This window comes from Chryseobacterium sp. FP211-J200 (assembly GCF_001643375.1).
GTDB lineage: Bacteria > Bacteroidota > Bacteroidia > Flavobacteriales > Weeksellaceae > Epilithonimonas > Epilithonimonas ginsengisoli.
The window spans coordinates 73972-88480 of the sequence record NZ_LSHB01000004.1 but is presented as its reverse complement, the minus strand read 5'-3'; the positions used below and the strand labels follow the sequence as shown (position 1 = coordinate 88480).

Sequence of the window (14509 nt, the reverse complement as noted above, 5' to 3'; positions counted from 1 at the left end):
CTATGAAAATAATAATCCACGGTGGTTTTTTCTCAGAAAGCAGTCAAAGCCATGAAGTGAAAGTTGCAAAACAAGAGTCACTGAAAGCCATTGCAAAAAAGTCCTACGAGTTTCTTCAGAACAACTCGGCTTTTGACACCGTTGCTTATGCGGTTTCGCTTTTGGAGGACGACGAGCTATACAATGCAGGCATTGGTTCACAGATTCAAAGTGACGGCGTGATCCGAATGAGTGCGGCGATCATGAATGGCGAAACCCAGAAAATGAGTGGCGTCATCAATATTCAGGATGTGAAAAACCCGATTTTTGTTGCTAAGGAATTGATGAAAGAAGATGACCGCGTTCTTGGCGGAAACGGCGCAAAACAATACGCCACTGCGAATGGATTTGAAGACTTCTCAACCGAAATTCCTAAACGAAGAAAAGAATACGAAGAGAAACTAAAAACTGGCGGAAAAGGAACCGTTGGTGCTGTTGCACTAGATAAACATGGAAAATTGGCCGTTGCCACATCCACTGGCGGAAAAGGTTTTGAGATCCCTGGAAGGATTTCGGATTCTGCAACTGTTGCAGGAAATTATGCCAACCAATTTTGTGCGGTAAGTTGTACAGGCGTTGGTGAAGATATTGTCAGCAATGCAACCTCAGCGAAAATCGTTACGCGAGTTACAGACGGTCTGACTATAGAAAATGCCTTTGACAGAACCTTTGAAGAGTTAAAAGAAATTGACGGTTTTGCCGGCGCTATCGGAATTGATTCTGAAGGAAATATCTTCCATCAGGATTCTTATCCAACGATGGTTTTTGCTAGTTTTGATGGGGTTGATTTTGAGATTTTCGGGTAAATAAGCTTGATAATGGAAGTAAATGACTTAAAATCATATTTAAAGCTTGAAATAATATGGAGAGACGAGCATATGTTTGAATTAAAAGTTACAGCTTCCAACAAAAGGTTCTCTGGAACAACTGAAGTTTATGACACCAGTGAATCTCTTTATAATTTTGCCCAAAAACTAATAGGTTTTCCAAAGGATGATAAACAATTGATGTATGAATTAGGAAAACAAAATGGATATGCCTTTTGTAGTCTCAAATTTTACTGTATCGATGGTTTTGGAAAGATTGGTGTTCACATTATTTTAGAAGATAACGTAAACACTGAATTTCGAAATGAAGAAAAAAGCAAGGTGAAATTTGAAATTATTGTTGAACCAGCTGCAATTGATAATTTTCAGAAAAACCTTTTAGATTTATCAAATAAACAAAAAGGAATTGCTTTATTATATGGTAATGACAACAGACTAATTAATTAAAAATTTAAGCTTGCTAAAACAAAATCTAGCTGATTTAAATCAAAAGTAGATGAACCCAAACCAAACGATCTACGAAAACCAAGAACTCAAAAAAGCAATCCTGATTGTCTGGCAAATCTCAGCAATTTTCTCGATTGTAATTTTATTGATTTTATTTTTTGTGGATGAGAAAATCATCCTTTCCAAAGTACCAATTTGCGAGTACAAAGCTAAAGGTGGAGAATGTTTCCTTTGCGGCTCGACACGCGCTTTTATTGAACTTAGAAAACTGAATTTCAGCGGTGCTTTTGCGTTGAATAGATTAAGTCCGTTTGTATTTGGTTTATTAATCTTAAATTCGCTTATCTTTTTTAAATATTTATTCAAAAAATTATAAAACAAAACTATGAAAACAATAAGTCTTGTGATGGGAATCCTATCAATCCTAGGAATGTTCCTCGGATTTATCCCGTGTTTGGGCGCGTTCAACTGGATCAATATTCCTTTCGCAGGAATTGGATTGATTATTAGCATCGTTGCCTATGTTCAGGAGGATAATCTACCAAAAGGAAATGCTTTGGCAGGAATCGTCATGTGTGCCTCTGCTGCATTTTTTGGATTCATCAGATTATTTATTGGTGGCGGAATTTTCTAAACAAAATGAGTAGTCCCAATTTCGGCTACAGCTAATTCTCAATATAAAACGAGCTAAAGCAAGCTCCTAGAAATTAAAAAACGTCCTGTTCTGCAACAAGACGGTTTTTATAATTTATAATTAACAATTGATAATTATTAATCCAGCCAGCCCATTTCTTTCATCCACTCGTCGTTGTAGATCTTCCCAACATAGCGGCTGCCGTGGTCGTGAAGTAAAACGACGATGATATCATCTTTCGTGAACTGATCTTTCATCTGAACCAAAGCTGACATTGCACTTCCCGCAGAATAACCGCAGAAAATCCCTTCTTCTTTTGCAAGTCTTCTTGCATAGATCGCACCGTCTTTGTCTGTCACTTTCTCGAAGTGGTCGATCACGCTCATGTCGTAATTTTCTGGTAGAATGTCCTCACCAATACCTTCTGTGATGTACGTGTAGGCATTTTCTAGATGAATCTCACCTGTTTCGTGGATCTCTTTCAAGATGGAACCGTAAGTATCAACACCGATCACTTTGATGTCTTTGTTTTTTTCTTTGAAGAATGTTCCGCAACCTGTCACTGTACCGCCTGTTCCAGCACCTGCCACAAAATGCGTCAGTTTTCCCTCTGTCTGTTCCCAGATCTCTGGCGCAGTACTTTCGTAATGTGCCAGTCTGTTGGAAAGGTTGTCATATTGATTGACATACCAACCGTTTTCTGTTTCTTTTGCCAATCTTTTGGAAACCGAATAGTAAGAACGCGGATCCGTTGGTTTCACATCGGTTGGGCAAACGATCACTTCTGCACCTACTGCGCGAAGGATATCACATTTTTCCTTAGATTGTTTTGAGTTGGTCACGAAGATACATTTGTAACCTTTTTGAATAGCAACCAATGCCAATCCCATTCCTGTGTTTCCGGAAGTTCCCTCGATGATGGTTCCGCCTGGTTTTAGACGCCCGTCTTTTTCGGCATCTTCTATCATCTTCAGGGCCATTCTGTCTTTTACAGAATTTCCCGGATTTGTCGTTTCAACTTTTGCCAAAACCAAAGCAGGGAAATCTTCTCCCAAAACTCTGTTGATCTTGACCAATGGTGTGTTACCAATGGTTTCTACGATATTGTTGTAATATTTCATAATTTTTATAATTGATGATTGATAGTTGATAAATGATTGACGATGATTGAAGAATCAATTATCACTTATCTGATATTTCTAATTGTGTTCGATATTTTTACTTGTAATTGGTTTCAAATGATGACAAAATATTATTTTTATAACAAATCTGCAGCCCGGCTTGAACGGAAATCCTTTTTTGTGGCTGGAAAAGCCTTGGCAAAAAGATTGGGAGTGGAAGACGGATCATGCTGCCCAAATTACATTTATTATTTTTAACTGTGTTTGATAAATGATCAAGTACCGTTTGTTTAAAAATCATCTATCGATCATTATTTATATTTTAGCTGTATTTGATGGCTTTCACTGGAGAGATCTTACTGATCAGATAACTAGGCAAGATCATCGCTATTCCTGAAACAATAAAGATGCAGACCGAAACCGCAATGATGTAGATCGGATTGAGGTCCACCGGAACTGTACTGATGAAGTAATTCTCTGGATCTAATTTGATAAATCCTGTATATTTCTGGATCAGTAGCAATCCTATTCCTATCACATTCCCTGCCAACAATCCGGGAATCATGATCAATAATGTGTAATTGATAAAAATGGACCTGATCTGTGCATTTGAGGCTCCCAATGTTTTCAAAACCCCAATGGAATTGGTTCTCTCGATAATGAGAATCAACAAGATCATAATAATATTTATGACTACAACTATGATCATGATCGTAATGATCAAAGAGATATTCTGATTGAAGATATTGATCCAATCTAATATCTGCGGATACTTTTCCGTTACTTTTTCAGCGTAGTTTTTGTAGCCTATATATTTTTCTATCTCTGGGAAAACCTGATCTATTTTGTCTGTGTTATCCAAGAAAATATCCAATCCACCAACTTGCTTCTCCTCCATGTTCATCACTTTGCGAACGTGGTTGATATCGCCGATCATGTAAAGGTCATCTACGAGTTTGATATCGGTCTTGTAGATTCCTTTGACAACAAACTTCCTGTAGATCGGTTTTTGGTCCTCCTTTGAAAAAATAGTGACGATGCTGTCATTGGGTTTCAGAGAAAGGTCGTTTGCTATTTTTTCCGACAAGATAATTTCGTTATTGTAACCCTCTTCTTTGTAATCCGGAATGGAACCCGAGATCATAAACGGTTGGAATCTGGCTTTGTCAAAATCCTTTCCGACGCCTTTCAGAATGATACCTGCAAAATTCGTCTCAGTCCGCAAAATTCCGCTTACAGAAGCGTAAGACTGCAAACCAGCAACGCCAGGAATCTTTTTCACTGCCTTGATATCCAAACCCTGAGTCTCCAAAACAGAAGAATTATAGGAAGAATTGGAACGTGTGGATTTCACAGAAATATCTCCGCTGAAATTAGAGATCCGGTCTTCTATGGCTTTTTTGGAGCCTAGACCTGTTGATATCGTGATCAAAGAAACAATGATGCCCAACGCTACGGAAAGTCTGCCAATATAGACGATGACCTTCGAGAGATTATTTTTGTTATCTTTGGAAAACGCTATCTTTTTCGAGAAATATAACGGAAAATTCAAATCAATGATTTTAAGCCTCAAAAATAAAACTTTAGTTTTTATCCTGCTAATTTATTTTAGTTCAATCCCATTTATAAAATCTCAGAATGCTGCAAAAGACCGCTTTGCAACGGCAGCTGACAGGCCAGAACTGTATCTTCCACTTTTGAAGAACAAGAATGTGATCATCGCAGCCAACCAAACCAGTCTTTTGAAGGATAAAAAACATCTGGTTGATTTTTTGGTTGAGAATAAAGTCAAGATCAAATCCATCTTCGCACCAGAACACGGCTTCCGAGGGACTGCTGACGCAGGTGAACATGTGAAAAGCGGTGTTGATACAAAAACGGGTTTACCCATCGTTTCACTTTATGGCGACAACAAAAAGCCAAAAGCAGAATATCTGAAAGGTGCAGATGTGATCTTGTTTGATATTCAAGATGTTGGCGTTCGATTCTACACTTACATTTCGACTTTAACTTACATCATGGAAGCGGCGGCTGAAAATAATATCGAGGTCATCGTCCTCGACAGACCAAATCCACACGACGGCTACACAGATGGCCCGATGATGCGAAACCAATGGAAAAGTTTTATTGGACTTCATAACGTTCCTGTAGTTTATGGATTAACAATTGGTGAATACGGAAAAATGGTCAACGGTGAAAAGTGGCTGAAGAATAATGTGACTGCAAAATACACTGTGATCCCGATGCTGAATTATCACAAGCAAAAACGATATGGTGTTTCGGATAAGCCATCTCCAAATTTGCCTAATGATAAATCCATCAATCTCTATCCAAGTCTTTGTTTCTTCGAAGGCACACAGGTTTCTGTGGGACGCGGAACAGAATTGCCTTTTCAAATCTATGGAAGTCCTTGGACAAAAGGTTTTGATTACCAATTCACTCCGAAACCAACTTCTGGCGCCAAAGACCCTTTCCTCAATGGAAAGCTTTGCTATGGAGAAAACCTTAGCAATTACGCCACAGACCTACGTAGTTTGAATCTTGAATGGCTTCTGAAGTCGTACAAAGATTACAAAAACCCACAACAAAATTACTTCCTTAAAAATCTCTTCTTTGATAAATTGGCAGGAAGTGACGAACTAAGAAAGCAAATGATCGCGGGAAAATCTGAAAAAGAAATCAAAGAAAGTTGGAAAAAGGATCTAGAAAACTTTGAGAAAATTAGACAGAAATATATCGTCTATCCAAATTAAAAAAACCTCGCTAATTGCGAGGTTTTTTTGTCTATTTTTTTTATTCTATTACTTTAAGAAAACTGAAATACCAGCATTGACCCCGAAAGTATTTGTCTGAACCTTCGCGTCACTGTCATCGTCATATTTTCCATTGGTTCCCATGTAAGAAACACCAAGGTCTATACCAATCGAAGGCGTTACAAGAAAAACGATTCCTCCCTTTCCCTTCCAAGCAAAACCATTCAGATTATCTTCATAATCGTTTGAATCTGTTCCTGTCTGCGTAAATTTTTCTTTAGAAGTTGAATATCCTGCACCAGCACCTATATAAGGTAAAACTTTTGAATCCGATTTAAAGTAATAAGTTGCCGTTGGCAAGATAGAAAATGTGGACAATGTAGTTTTTGCGGAATAGTTTGTACCCATAAAAGTATCCTCCATTTTTGTAGTAAGGGATTTATATCCTAGATCAATACCAATAGCCAATTTATCAATTACAAAATAGCCTACTGATGGAGTAATTGTAAAAGTAGATACCTTAGGTCCGTCTGTGGAGTTACCGTCGTATTTATATTTTGTGTTTGCACTGTTAAAACCTAAAGTAGTAGATCCACCTATAACCCAAGACCCTTTTTCTGTTTGTGCATTTGCTAATCCTACAAGCGCAAGCGCACTTAGAACGAATAATTTTTTCATAGTCTGTTTAATTTTAGGGTGCAAATGTATTAAAATTTATTAAAATACCAAATATTACTTAAAAAAACCACCCTAAAATTATTAATTATTCAAACCAATTCTCTTCAGCCAACCATTCGCCGTAGGAATTTTCGGTCTCGTGAAGTTTGAGGTATGCCAACTGAACATGGCTTGGAAGTTTTGATTTGATCTTGGAGGCAATTTCGTACAGCATATTCTCGCAAGTTGGCTGGTAATCACAGAAGATCACTTTATGACCTTGATCTTGCAAACTTTCGCCAAGTGCTTTGTGAGGAGAAGCGCCATTCACCAAAACAGAATGATCCCAAATATCAACGATCTCTTCCTTTACAATTTTCTTGATATCGCCAAAATCCACGACCATTCCGTTCTTCTGGTTATCAAGGTCATTGATCGGTTCTCCTTTGACTGTGACAAATAATTTATAAGAATGGCCATGCATATTTTTGCATTTGCCATCGTAATTGTAGAGTACGTGAGCGGTCTCGAAAGTGAAGATCTTGGTTATCCTTATCATTCTGCAAAGATAATCAAAAATCCTTTTTATTATTTTGAGAAAACACTTGGCGTCATCTTTGCAATTGCCTATTTTTGTAACATAAAACACAAACATTATAATGAAAAAAACAATTCTCTTCTTAAGTTTACTTTCTTCCGTTTACTTCTATTCACAAGACTTCTCTGGCATCAACAAGATCCTTGAAAAAATCGAGGAAAAAGGTAAAAAAATAAAAGATGCATCGAACTATGAACTGAAAAGTAAAAAGTTCGTCTTGGTAGAAGATTTTGAGGACCACGCAGAACGTCACGTTTTGGAATTGAATGCTGATGGGACTTTGACATTGATTGAACTTATTGACGACAAATCCAGCGGACAGAGTTTTTCCAATATTTTCACCGGCGATTATATCAGAAAGAAAAATGCAGTTTCTGTCAATGCCAATTTCCTCGAAGGTAAAAAAATAGCAATGCCTTTGGTTTACAATCTTTATATTATGAATGCTGGTGACATTTGGTACCTCAAAGATATCAACACTAACAAACGTTGGATAGAGAACAACAATCTGATCAAAAAGAAAAAATAAATTTTTCTTAATAATTTAGGGATAAAGTTTTAGGACTTTAGAAACTCAATACAAGTTTCAACGGCTTCATCTAATTCTTTTGGTAAAGTATCACTTTCCCACGGCTCTTTTGCGCCAAAGGTATGACCTGCATTATCTATAATTTTGAATTGAGAATCTTTTGTCCAATTGCGAAGATCTTCTGAGTGGTCGATTGTGACAGATTCGTCTGTTGAACCATGAATGAATAAGGCTGGAATTTTTAAATTTCTACAGGCATTTTCTACATCAAATCTTTCTTTATTATTTTCATAATCTTCGAAGAATTGAACATAATGGGGCATTTTTTGCTTGGTTCTGGCATTTTCTATAAAATAGACGCCATCTTTTTTCCAGTTTTCGAAGGCTTCATTTTTAGGAAATCTGTCTAAAGTTGAAATACTTGCAAGCGTAATTAATTTGGTAATATTTTTATTTTCTAAGGCTTTGATGATTGAAATTCCGCCACCTCGGCTGTGACCAATCAAAGTTATATTTTCAGAATCTACTTCTTTTTGATCTTTGAAATGATCAATGACAACTTCCAGATCACGTACTTCTTTGGAATAGTTATTTTGCCCAAAAGCTTCCAGATCCGCAAAGTTGTTTGGATCTTCAACCGTTGTTCCGTTATGCGACATATTGAATTTGACAAAATAAAATCCAGCTTTTGCAAACCTCTCTCCCATCAGCTTCCAAGTTCCCCAATCTTTGTAACCTTTGTAGCCATGAACGAAAATGATCAAAGGAAGCTTCTTTTCAGATTCAAGAAAGAATGCGTCTGCTAAGAATTCTCTTTCACTTTTTAGAACAATATTTTTTTGTTTGATCAAGTTCATTTTGCAATTGGATTAAAATAAAAAAGGAAGTTAATGAAAACTTCCTTTAAATATTATATTGTCATCGAAAAAATCCGTGTTTCCGGTTTGTTCCTCAACATTCTGAGATCAAAGACCATCGCTACATTTCTCGTAAAAGCCCTACCCTTTTCAGTGATTTTAATTTGATTTTCTAAAATCTCAACCAATCCATCAGATTCCATTTCTTTCAGTTTTTCAATGGAGTTTTCAATCTCTGGAAAAGTATTTTGAATATCCCAACTGGTTTCTAATTGACACATCAGATTCAAAATATGCTTTCTGATATTCAGATCTTCATCATCCAAAATATGGCCTCGGAAAACCGGAATTTGTCCTTCTTCCACCAACTTTTGATATTCCTCCACCGTTTTCACATTTTGTGCAAATGCATACCAGGAATCTGAAATCGCCGACATTCCCAAACCTACCATCAATTGGGTTTTGCTGGATGTGTAACCCATAAAGTTACGGTGCAATTTTTTCTGAATTTGAGATTGATAGAGATCATCGTGTTCCAAAGCGAAATGATCCATCCCGATTTCTATGTAACCAAGATCTTCCAACAATTTTTTTCCGTCTTCGTAAAGTCGTCTTTTTTCGTCGCCACTTGGAAGGTCATTTTCGTCAAAACCTCTTTGTCCAACGCCTTTTACCCACGGAACGTGCGCATAGGAATAAAAAGCCAATCGGTCAGGTTTCAGTTCCATGGTTTTACGTATGGTGAATTCCATGGCTTCCCATGTTTGATGTGGCAATCCGAAGATCAAATCGTGACTCACGCCCTTGTATCCAATTTCTCTTGCCCAATTGGTCACATTTTCGACATTTTCGAAAGGCTGAACTCTGTTGATCGCCTTCTGAACTTTCGGGTCATAATCCTGAACGCCGAAACTAACTCTCGTAAAGCCTAGATCAAATAAGGTTTGAAGATGTTGTTTGGTCGTATTATTCGGATGGCCTTCAAAACTAAATTCCTGACCTTCAGCAATTTCAACGGTGTCAAAAATCCCCTGCAAAAGTGTTTTCAGGTTTTCTGGAGAAAAAAAAGTTGGTGTTCCGCCTCCAAGGTGAAGTTCTTTCAGCTTTGGTTTGTTAATATTACCGGAATCTTGTTTGAACAATTCAAGATACAATTTCCATTCTTTTAAGACACTTTCCAAGTACGGAACTTCTACAGAATGTTGTTTTGTGATCCTTTTGTGACATGCACAAAACGTACAAAGCGCTTCACAAAAAGGCAAGTGAATATAAATGGAAATGCCTTCCTCAGAATTGCTTTCCGAGAAAGACCTTATCACTGATTTTCTCCAATGGTCTGCAGTAAAATCTGCCTCGTTCCAGTATGGAACAGTTGGATAAGACGTGTAACGCGGACCTGGAATATTATATTTGTCAACTAAAGAATTCATTGGGGGCAAAGTTACAAAAATTGAGTTTGGAATGAATTTGAATTAGGATGACTTTTGATTGGTAGTTTCTATAATGGATGTCCAAATTTCTATAAAACGACAAAGTCCGTAGCCCCGATAGGAACGGCATCCTTTTTTGCTTTTTGGTACAAATTTACTTTGGATGACAAAACGTTATGAAAGCAAAAAAGATATAGTGGATAGCGGGATCAAGCTCCTAAAAAGGCGTTAAAGAAAAAACCCTGTCAGTGTTTGAAATTCTGACAGGGTTTTGTGTGTTTTGAAGATTGATTTAAATTATCTCAATTCTGCGTTCAATTCTTTTGTGAAAGATTTGATGAGCGCGTTCATTACTTCGGTAATATCTTTGTCTTCAAGGGTTTTTTCTTCGTTGAGGAGTTCGAAACTCATTGCGTAAGATTTTTTGCCTTCCGGAAGATTCTTGCCTTCGTAAACGTCGAAAAGATTGATCTTTTTGAGGAAAGGCGATTTGTTTTTCTTCGCCAACTCGTACAATTCTGAGTAAGAAATCGTCTTGTCTACTAGCAACGCAAGGTCTCTTCTGATCTTGTTGAATTTTGGAATGTCGACAAATTTCAGGTTTTCGTTGCCTCTGAAAGACTGGCAATTTTCCAGTTCGATCTCTGCGTAGAAAACGTCTCGGCTGATGTCGAAATCCTTCAACAATTGTGGGGAAACTTTTCCTAATCTTGCCAAAGTTTTACCATCTGCCTTGATTTCCAAAGCATCGGAAAAACGCGGGTCTTCCAGAGCAGATTCGTGAAGGTCAAGGTTTAATTTTTCCAAAAGAATTTTTACGTAAGCTTTCAAATGGTAGAAATCTGTCGCGCTTTTTGGCTGAAGCCAGTTTTCTGTAACCTCTCTCCCAGTCGTCAAAATTGCCAATTGTTTTCTTTCCTCGTACTTCTCTTTTTTATGATAAATTTTCCCTAATTCGAAAAACTTGATGTCGGCAGATTTTCTATTGATATTGTAAATCGCATTTCCTAAAAGTCCCTCTAACAAAGACTTTCTCATAAATGCAAGATCGTTGCTCAGTGGATTCAATAACTTTACCGCATCGGTTTCGTCTTTTACAGAAGTTAAAGAATTGTTCATCACCTCGTTGAAGCCGTTTCCTTGCAAAGTCCTTGCCCAAGCGTTTTCCAAAGCGTCCTGATCTTCGAAGTCCAATTTTACAGGCGTGAATGAAATTTTCTTTGGCGCTTCGATCTTGTTGTAACCGTAGATCCTTAAAACTTCTTCGATGACGTCGATTTCTCTAGTGACGTCGGCTCTATAAACTGGAATCGATAATTCCAATCCGTTTTGAATTTCGTTAAGAATTGTGATCTCCAAAGATTTTAAAATCTCTTTGATTTTCTCTCTGTGAATTTTGGTCCCCAAGATCTGATCGATCTTCGAATATCTGAAAACAACGTAGTGGTCTTTGATCTTCTCTGGATAACTTTCTAGAATCTCGCCAACCAATTTTCCGCCAGCCAATTCCTCGATCAACTGGATCGCGTGTGTCAAAGCGGTTCTTGCATTGTTTGGATCCACACCTCTTTCGAAACGGAAAGATGCGTCGGTATTCAGTCCGTGGAATTTCGAAGCTTTTCTGATCGCTACTGGATTGAAGTACGCACTTTCTAAAAATATCGTTTTGGTTTCAGTAGAAACGCCACTTTCGCTGCCTCCAAAAACGCCGGCGATGCAAAGTGGATTATCTTTTCCGTCTTTGATGATGATCTCGGAACCGTTCAAAGTTCTCTCAACGCCGTCGAGAGTTTTGAATTTTGTGCCTTCCTGAACTGTTCCAACTTTCACAATCTTATCTGCAATCTTATCTGCATCAAAAGCGTGAAGCGGCTGTCCAAGGCCGTGAAGAACATAATTGGTAATATCCACTACATTATTGATCGGCGAAAGACCGATTGCTTTCAATCTCGCTTTCAACCAATCTGGAGAAGCTTTAACTTCTACATTTTCTATGACAGCACCCAAATATCTTGGCGTGAGTTCAGAATTTTCTATTTGTAATTTGAAATCGTGAGAACCTTCGATCGTAAGAACTTTGGATGCAATTTTAGTAAATTCAGATTTCAAATTATTGGAAACCAAGAAAGCCTGCAAATCTCTGGCAACGCCGTAATGTGACATTGCGTCGGTTCTGTTTGGCGTCAATCCGATCTCATAAACTTCATCGTTTATCAATTGAAAATAGTCAGCGAAGTTTTTTCCAACTTCAAATTTCTCTGAATCCAAGACCATAATGCCGCCGTGATCGTCGCTTAAGCCTAATTCGTCTTCTGCGCAGATCATCCCTTCGGAAACTTCGCCACGGATCTTTGCTTTTTTGATATCGAAAGAAGTGCCGTCTTTTGCATATATCTTGGTTCCAACCACTGCAACAGGAACGGTTTGTCCCTCAGCCACATTTGGCGCACCACAAACGATCTCTAGAACTTTTCCGCCTCCAACATCAACTGTTGTTTTGTTGAGTTTATCTGCATTCGGATGTTTTTCGCAAGTCAAAACTTTGCCAACAACGATTCCTTCCAAGCTACCTTTTACGCTTTCGAATTTGTCCACGCCTTCCACTTCCAGACCGATGTCTGTTAGGTAAGCACTGATTTTCTCTGTAGAAAGTTCAGTTTTGATATAATCCTTAAGCCAATTATTTGAGATTTTCATTTTTTATATTATTGTCGGAAGTCAGAAGTCTGATGTCCGAGGTTTTTATTAAACAAAATTTGAGACTTGAATCATCAAATCTCAAATTGTATTTTATTTTAATTGATAATCAATTATCACTAACCGATGATGATTTTAAAGTCCAATCACTGGCATTGACAGCATCAGGATACTTTCGTTTTCCTCCAATCCGTCAACTGGTTCTACGATTCCTGGTCTGTTTGGTTGAGACATTTTCATCGTCACATCGTCAGAAGCTAAAACGGATAACATCTCTGTCAGGAATTTTGAACTGAAACCGATGTTGATATCATCGCCGTTGTAATCGCAAGGAATCTGCATATCTGCCTTGTTTGCGTATTCTGTATCTTCTGCGTGAAGATGAAGCACGTTTCCAGACAATTTGAATCTTACCTGATTGGTCGATTTGTTTGACATAATGGACGCTCTTCTGATAGAACTCAAAAGCAGACCTCTGTTGATGGTCAAAACGTTTGGATTTTCTTTTGGAATCACCGCGTTGTAGTTTGGATATTTCCCATCGATCAAACGACAGATCCAAGTGTTGTTCCCAAAAGTGAATTTTGCCATATTATCGCTGAACTCGATCAACACATCTTCTGTTGAGTTGTTCAGGATATTTTTGAAGATAGCCAATGGTTTTTTCGGCATAATGAATTCCAAAGTCTCAGGATGCGTGACATCTGTTCTTTTGTAAACCACCAATCTGTGAGAATCTGTGGACACAAAATTGGTCTCATCTTCTTTGAATTGAAATAAAACACCTGTCATCACTGGACGAAGAGAATCGTTACTCGTCGCAAACAAAGTGTTCGCCAGAGCTTCTGCCAAAACGCCACCAGAGATGGTCACTTTTTGAGACGCATCGAACTCCGGCAATTCCGGATAATCGTCTGCATTGTCAAGCGCTACTGCAAAGTTATCTTTCTCATCCAAGATCTCCAGAACGCTTCCGTTCCCGTCTTCGGAATCTTTCACGGCCAAAGTCAAAGGCTGCTCTCCATAAGTTTTCAAGAAATCCTGAAAGATCTTTCCCGGAACTGCTATTTTTCCTTTGTCATCTGACTTCACCTCGAGAGAAGTGATCAGTGTTGTTTCGCCGTCTGATGCGGTAACAGTCAACAAGTTCTGATCTAACTCGAAAAGAAAATTCTCCAAAATTGGTCTAGACTGTGAACCGGAAATCACACCGCTAACTGTCTGTAAAGCTTTTTGCAAATCGCCACTGGCAACAATAAATCTCATAAACTGTATTTATTTCAATTCTACAAAGATAATGAATTTGATGTGATTTTAAAAGCTGTATTTATTTAGTTATTAACAATTATTCATTTGGAGTAAAATAAGTTTGGATAACTTTGTCAAAGTTTATTAATGATGATTCTTTTGAACGCAAAGTCCACCAAGATTTTTTTGAAATTATTGAAGATATTTTTAAAGGTTCACAAAGACGTAAAACTCATCAAAGATTTAAAAACACCATCATTTAATTATAAAAATCAAGATGAAAAAACCGCCATTTCATAAAAGCGTTCAGTTCACGATCCGTGGAATTTTGTGGATCTTAAGGAACGAACGAAACTTCCAGATCCATATTTTGGGATTGATCATTAATCTTTTTTTGATTGTCTATTTGGGACTTTCAAATTTTGAAAGTGCGTTGATCATTCTGGTTTCGTTCTTCGTCTTGGTGACGGAAGCTTTGAATACTTGCGTTGAAAAGATATGTGATTACATCCAACCCGAATTTGATACAAGAATTGGAATTATTAAGGATTTGGCTGGCGGAGCGGTTTTACTGGCGACAATCGCTGCAATTGTGGTTGGAATTTTGGTTTACTGGCCTTATTTTAAATTATTTGTTTATTGATAATCTTTTTACTTAGAAACAATTACGTT

At 37.7% G+C, this 14509-nt stretch carries 15 protein-coding genes; 7 read left to right on the top strand and 8 right to left on the bottom strand.

Annotation, left to right across the window (positions count from 1 at the left end; genetic code table 11):
- Positions 1-2 precede the first annotated feature (2 nt).
- Genes AXA65_RS01640 through AXA65_RS01625 form a run of 4 tightly spaced genes read left to right on the top strand, consistent with a single transcriptional unit; the run spans position 3 to position 1947 of the window.
- Positions 3-845, top strand: coding sequence for an isoaspartyl peptidase/L-asparaginase (locus tag AXA65_RS01640; RefSeq protein WP_063968396.1), 843 nt, complete (start codon positions 3-5; stop codon positions 843-845).
- A gap of 12 nt (positions 846-857) precedes the next feature.
- A complete protein-coding gene (locus tag AXA65_RS01635) occupies positions 858-1313 on the top strand; it encodes a hypothetical protein (protein ID WP_063968395.1) in 456 nt (151 codons plus the stop codon).
- 49 nt (positions 1314-1362) lie between these two features.
- Entirely contained in the window at positions 1363-1689 is a 327-nt protein-coding gene (locus AXA65_RS01630; RefSeq protein ID WP_063968394.1) for a DUF2752 domain-containing protein, read from the top strand.
- A gap of 9 nt (positions 1690-1698) precedes the next feature.
- Positions 1699-1947, top strand: a complete 249-nt coding sequence (locus AXA65_RS01625; protein WP_063968393.1) for a hypothetical protein — start codon at positions 1699-1701, stop codon at positions 1945-1947.
- A gap of 137 nt (positions 1948-2084) precedes the next feature.
- On the opposite strand, the gene AXA65_RS01620 is transcribed toward AXA65_RS01625, so the two are convergent.
- Both AXA65_RS01620 and AXA65_RS01610 read right to left on the bottom strand, forming a co-directional pair.
- A complete protein-coding gene (locus AXA65_RS01620; RefSeq protein ID WP_063968392.1) occupies positions 2085-3068 on the bottom strand; it encodes a PLP-dependent cysteine synthase family protein in 984 nt (327 codons plus the stop codon).
- A 322-nt stretch (positions 3069-3390) separates the two neighbouring features.
- A complete protein-coding gene (locus AXA65_RS01610) occupies positions 3391-4620 on the bottom strand; it encodes an ABC transporter permease (RefSeq protein ID WP_063968390.1) in 1230 nt (409 codons plus the stop codon).
- A gap of 4 nt (positions 4621-4624) precedes the next feature.
- On the opposite strand from AXA65_RS01610, the gene AXA65_RS01605 reads away from it, so the two are divergent.
- Entirely contained in the window at positions 4625-5821 is a 1197-nt protein-coding gene (locus tag AXA65_RS01605; protein ID WP_063968422.1) for an exo-beta-N-acetylmuramidase NamZ domain-containing protein, read from the top strand.
- 48 nt (positions 5822-5869) lie between these two features.
- On the opposite strand, the gene AXA65_RS01600 is transcribed toward AXA65_RS01605, so the two are convergent.
- Entirely contained in the window at positions 5870-6499 is a 630-nt protein-coding gene (locus AXA65_RS01600) for an OmpW family outer membrane protein (protein WP_063968389.1), read from the bottom strand.
- 85 nt (positions 6500-6584) lie between these two features.
- Positions 6585-7037, bottom strand: coding sequence for a 6-carboxytetrahydropterin synthase QueD (gene queD / locus AXA65_RS01595; RefSeq protein WP_063968388.1), 453 nt, complete (start codon positions 7035-7037; stop codon positions 6585-6587).
- Between the two features lie 100 nt (positions 7038-7137).
- Here queD and AXA65_RS01590 point away from each other — a divergent pair, with 100 nt between their 5' ends.
- Positions 7138-7605: a hypothetical protein gene (locus AXA65_RS01590; RefSeq protein WP_063968387.1), complete on the top strand. Its 468-nt coding sequence runs from the start codon at positions 7138-7140 to the stop codon at positions 7603-7605.
- Positions 7606-7634: 29 nt separating this feature from the next.
- Here AXA65_RS01590 and AXA65_RS01585 read toward each other — a convergent pair whose 3' ends face one another.
- The 4 genes from AXA65_RS01585 to dnaN all read right to left on the bottom strand — a co-directional run bounded on the left by AXA65_RS01585 (position 7635) and on the right by dnaN (position 13855).
- Entirely contained in the window at positions 7635-8462 is an 828-nt protein-coding gene (locus tag AXA65_RS01585; RefSeq protein WP_063968386.1) for an alpha/beta hydrolase family protein, read from the bottom strand.
- Between the two features lie 53 nt (positions 8463-8515).
- Positions 8516-9892 carry an oxygen-independent coproporphyrinogen III oxidase gene (gene hemN, locus AXA65_RS01580; RefSeq protein WP_063968385.1) on the bottom strand — a complete coding sequence of 459 codons (1377 nt, stop codon included), beginning with the start codon at positions 9890-9892 and terminating at the stop codon, positions 8516-8518.
- Positions 9893-10189: 297 nt separating this feature from the next.
- Positions 10190-12589, bottom strand: a complete 2400-nt coding sequence (gene pheT, locus AXA65_RS01575; protein ID WP_063968384.1) for a phenylalanine--tRNA ligase subunit beta — start codon at positions 12587-12589, stop codon at positions 10190-10192.
- Between the two features lie 135 nt (positions 12590-12724).
- Positions 12725-13855 carry a DNA polymerase III subunit beta gene (gene dnaN / locus AXA65_RS01570; protein ID WP_063968383.1) on the bottom strand — a complete coding sequence of 377 codons (1131 nt, stop codon included), beginning with the start codon at positions 13853-13855 and terminating at the stop codon, positions 12725-12727.
- A gap of 259 nt (positions 13856-14114) precedes the next feature.
- Here dnaN and AXA65_RS01565 point away from each other — a divergent pair, with 259 nt between their 5' ends.
- The gene (locus AXA65_RS01565) at positions 14115-14480 is read left to right on the top strand and encodes a diacylglycerol kinase (protein WP_063968382.1); all 366 of its coding nucleotides are present in this window, start codon (positions 14115-14117) and stop codon (positions 14478-14480) included.
- The last annotated feature ends 29 nt before the right edge of the window (positions 14481-14509 follow it).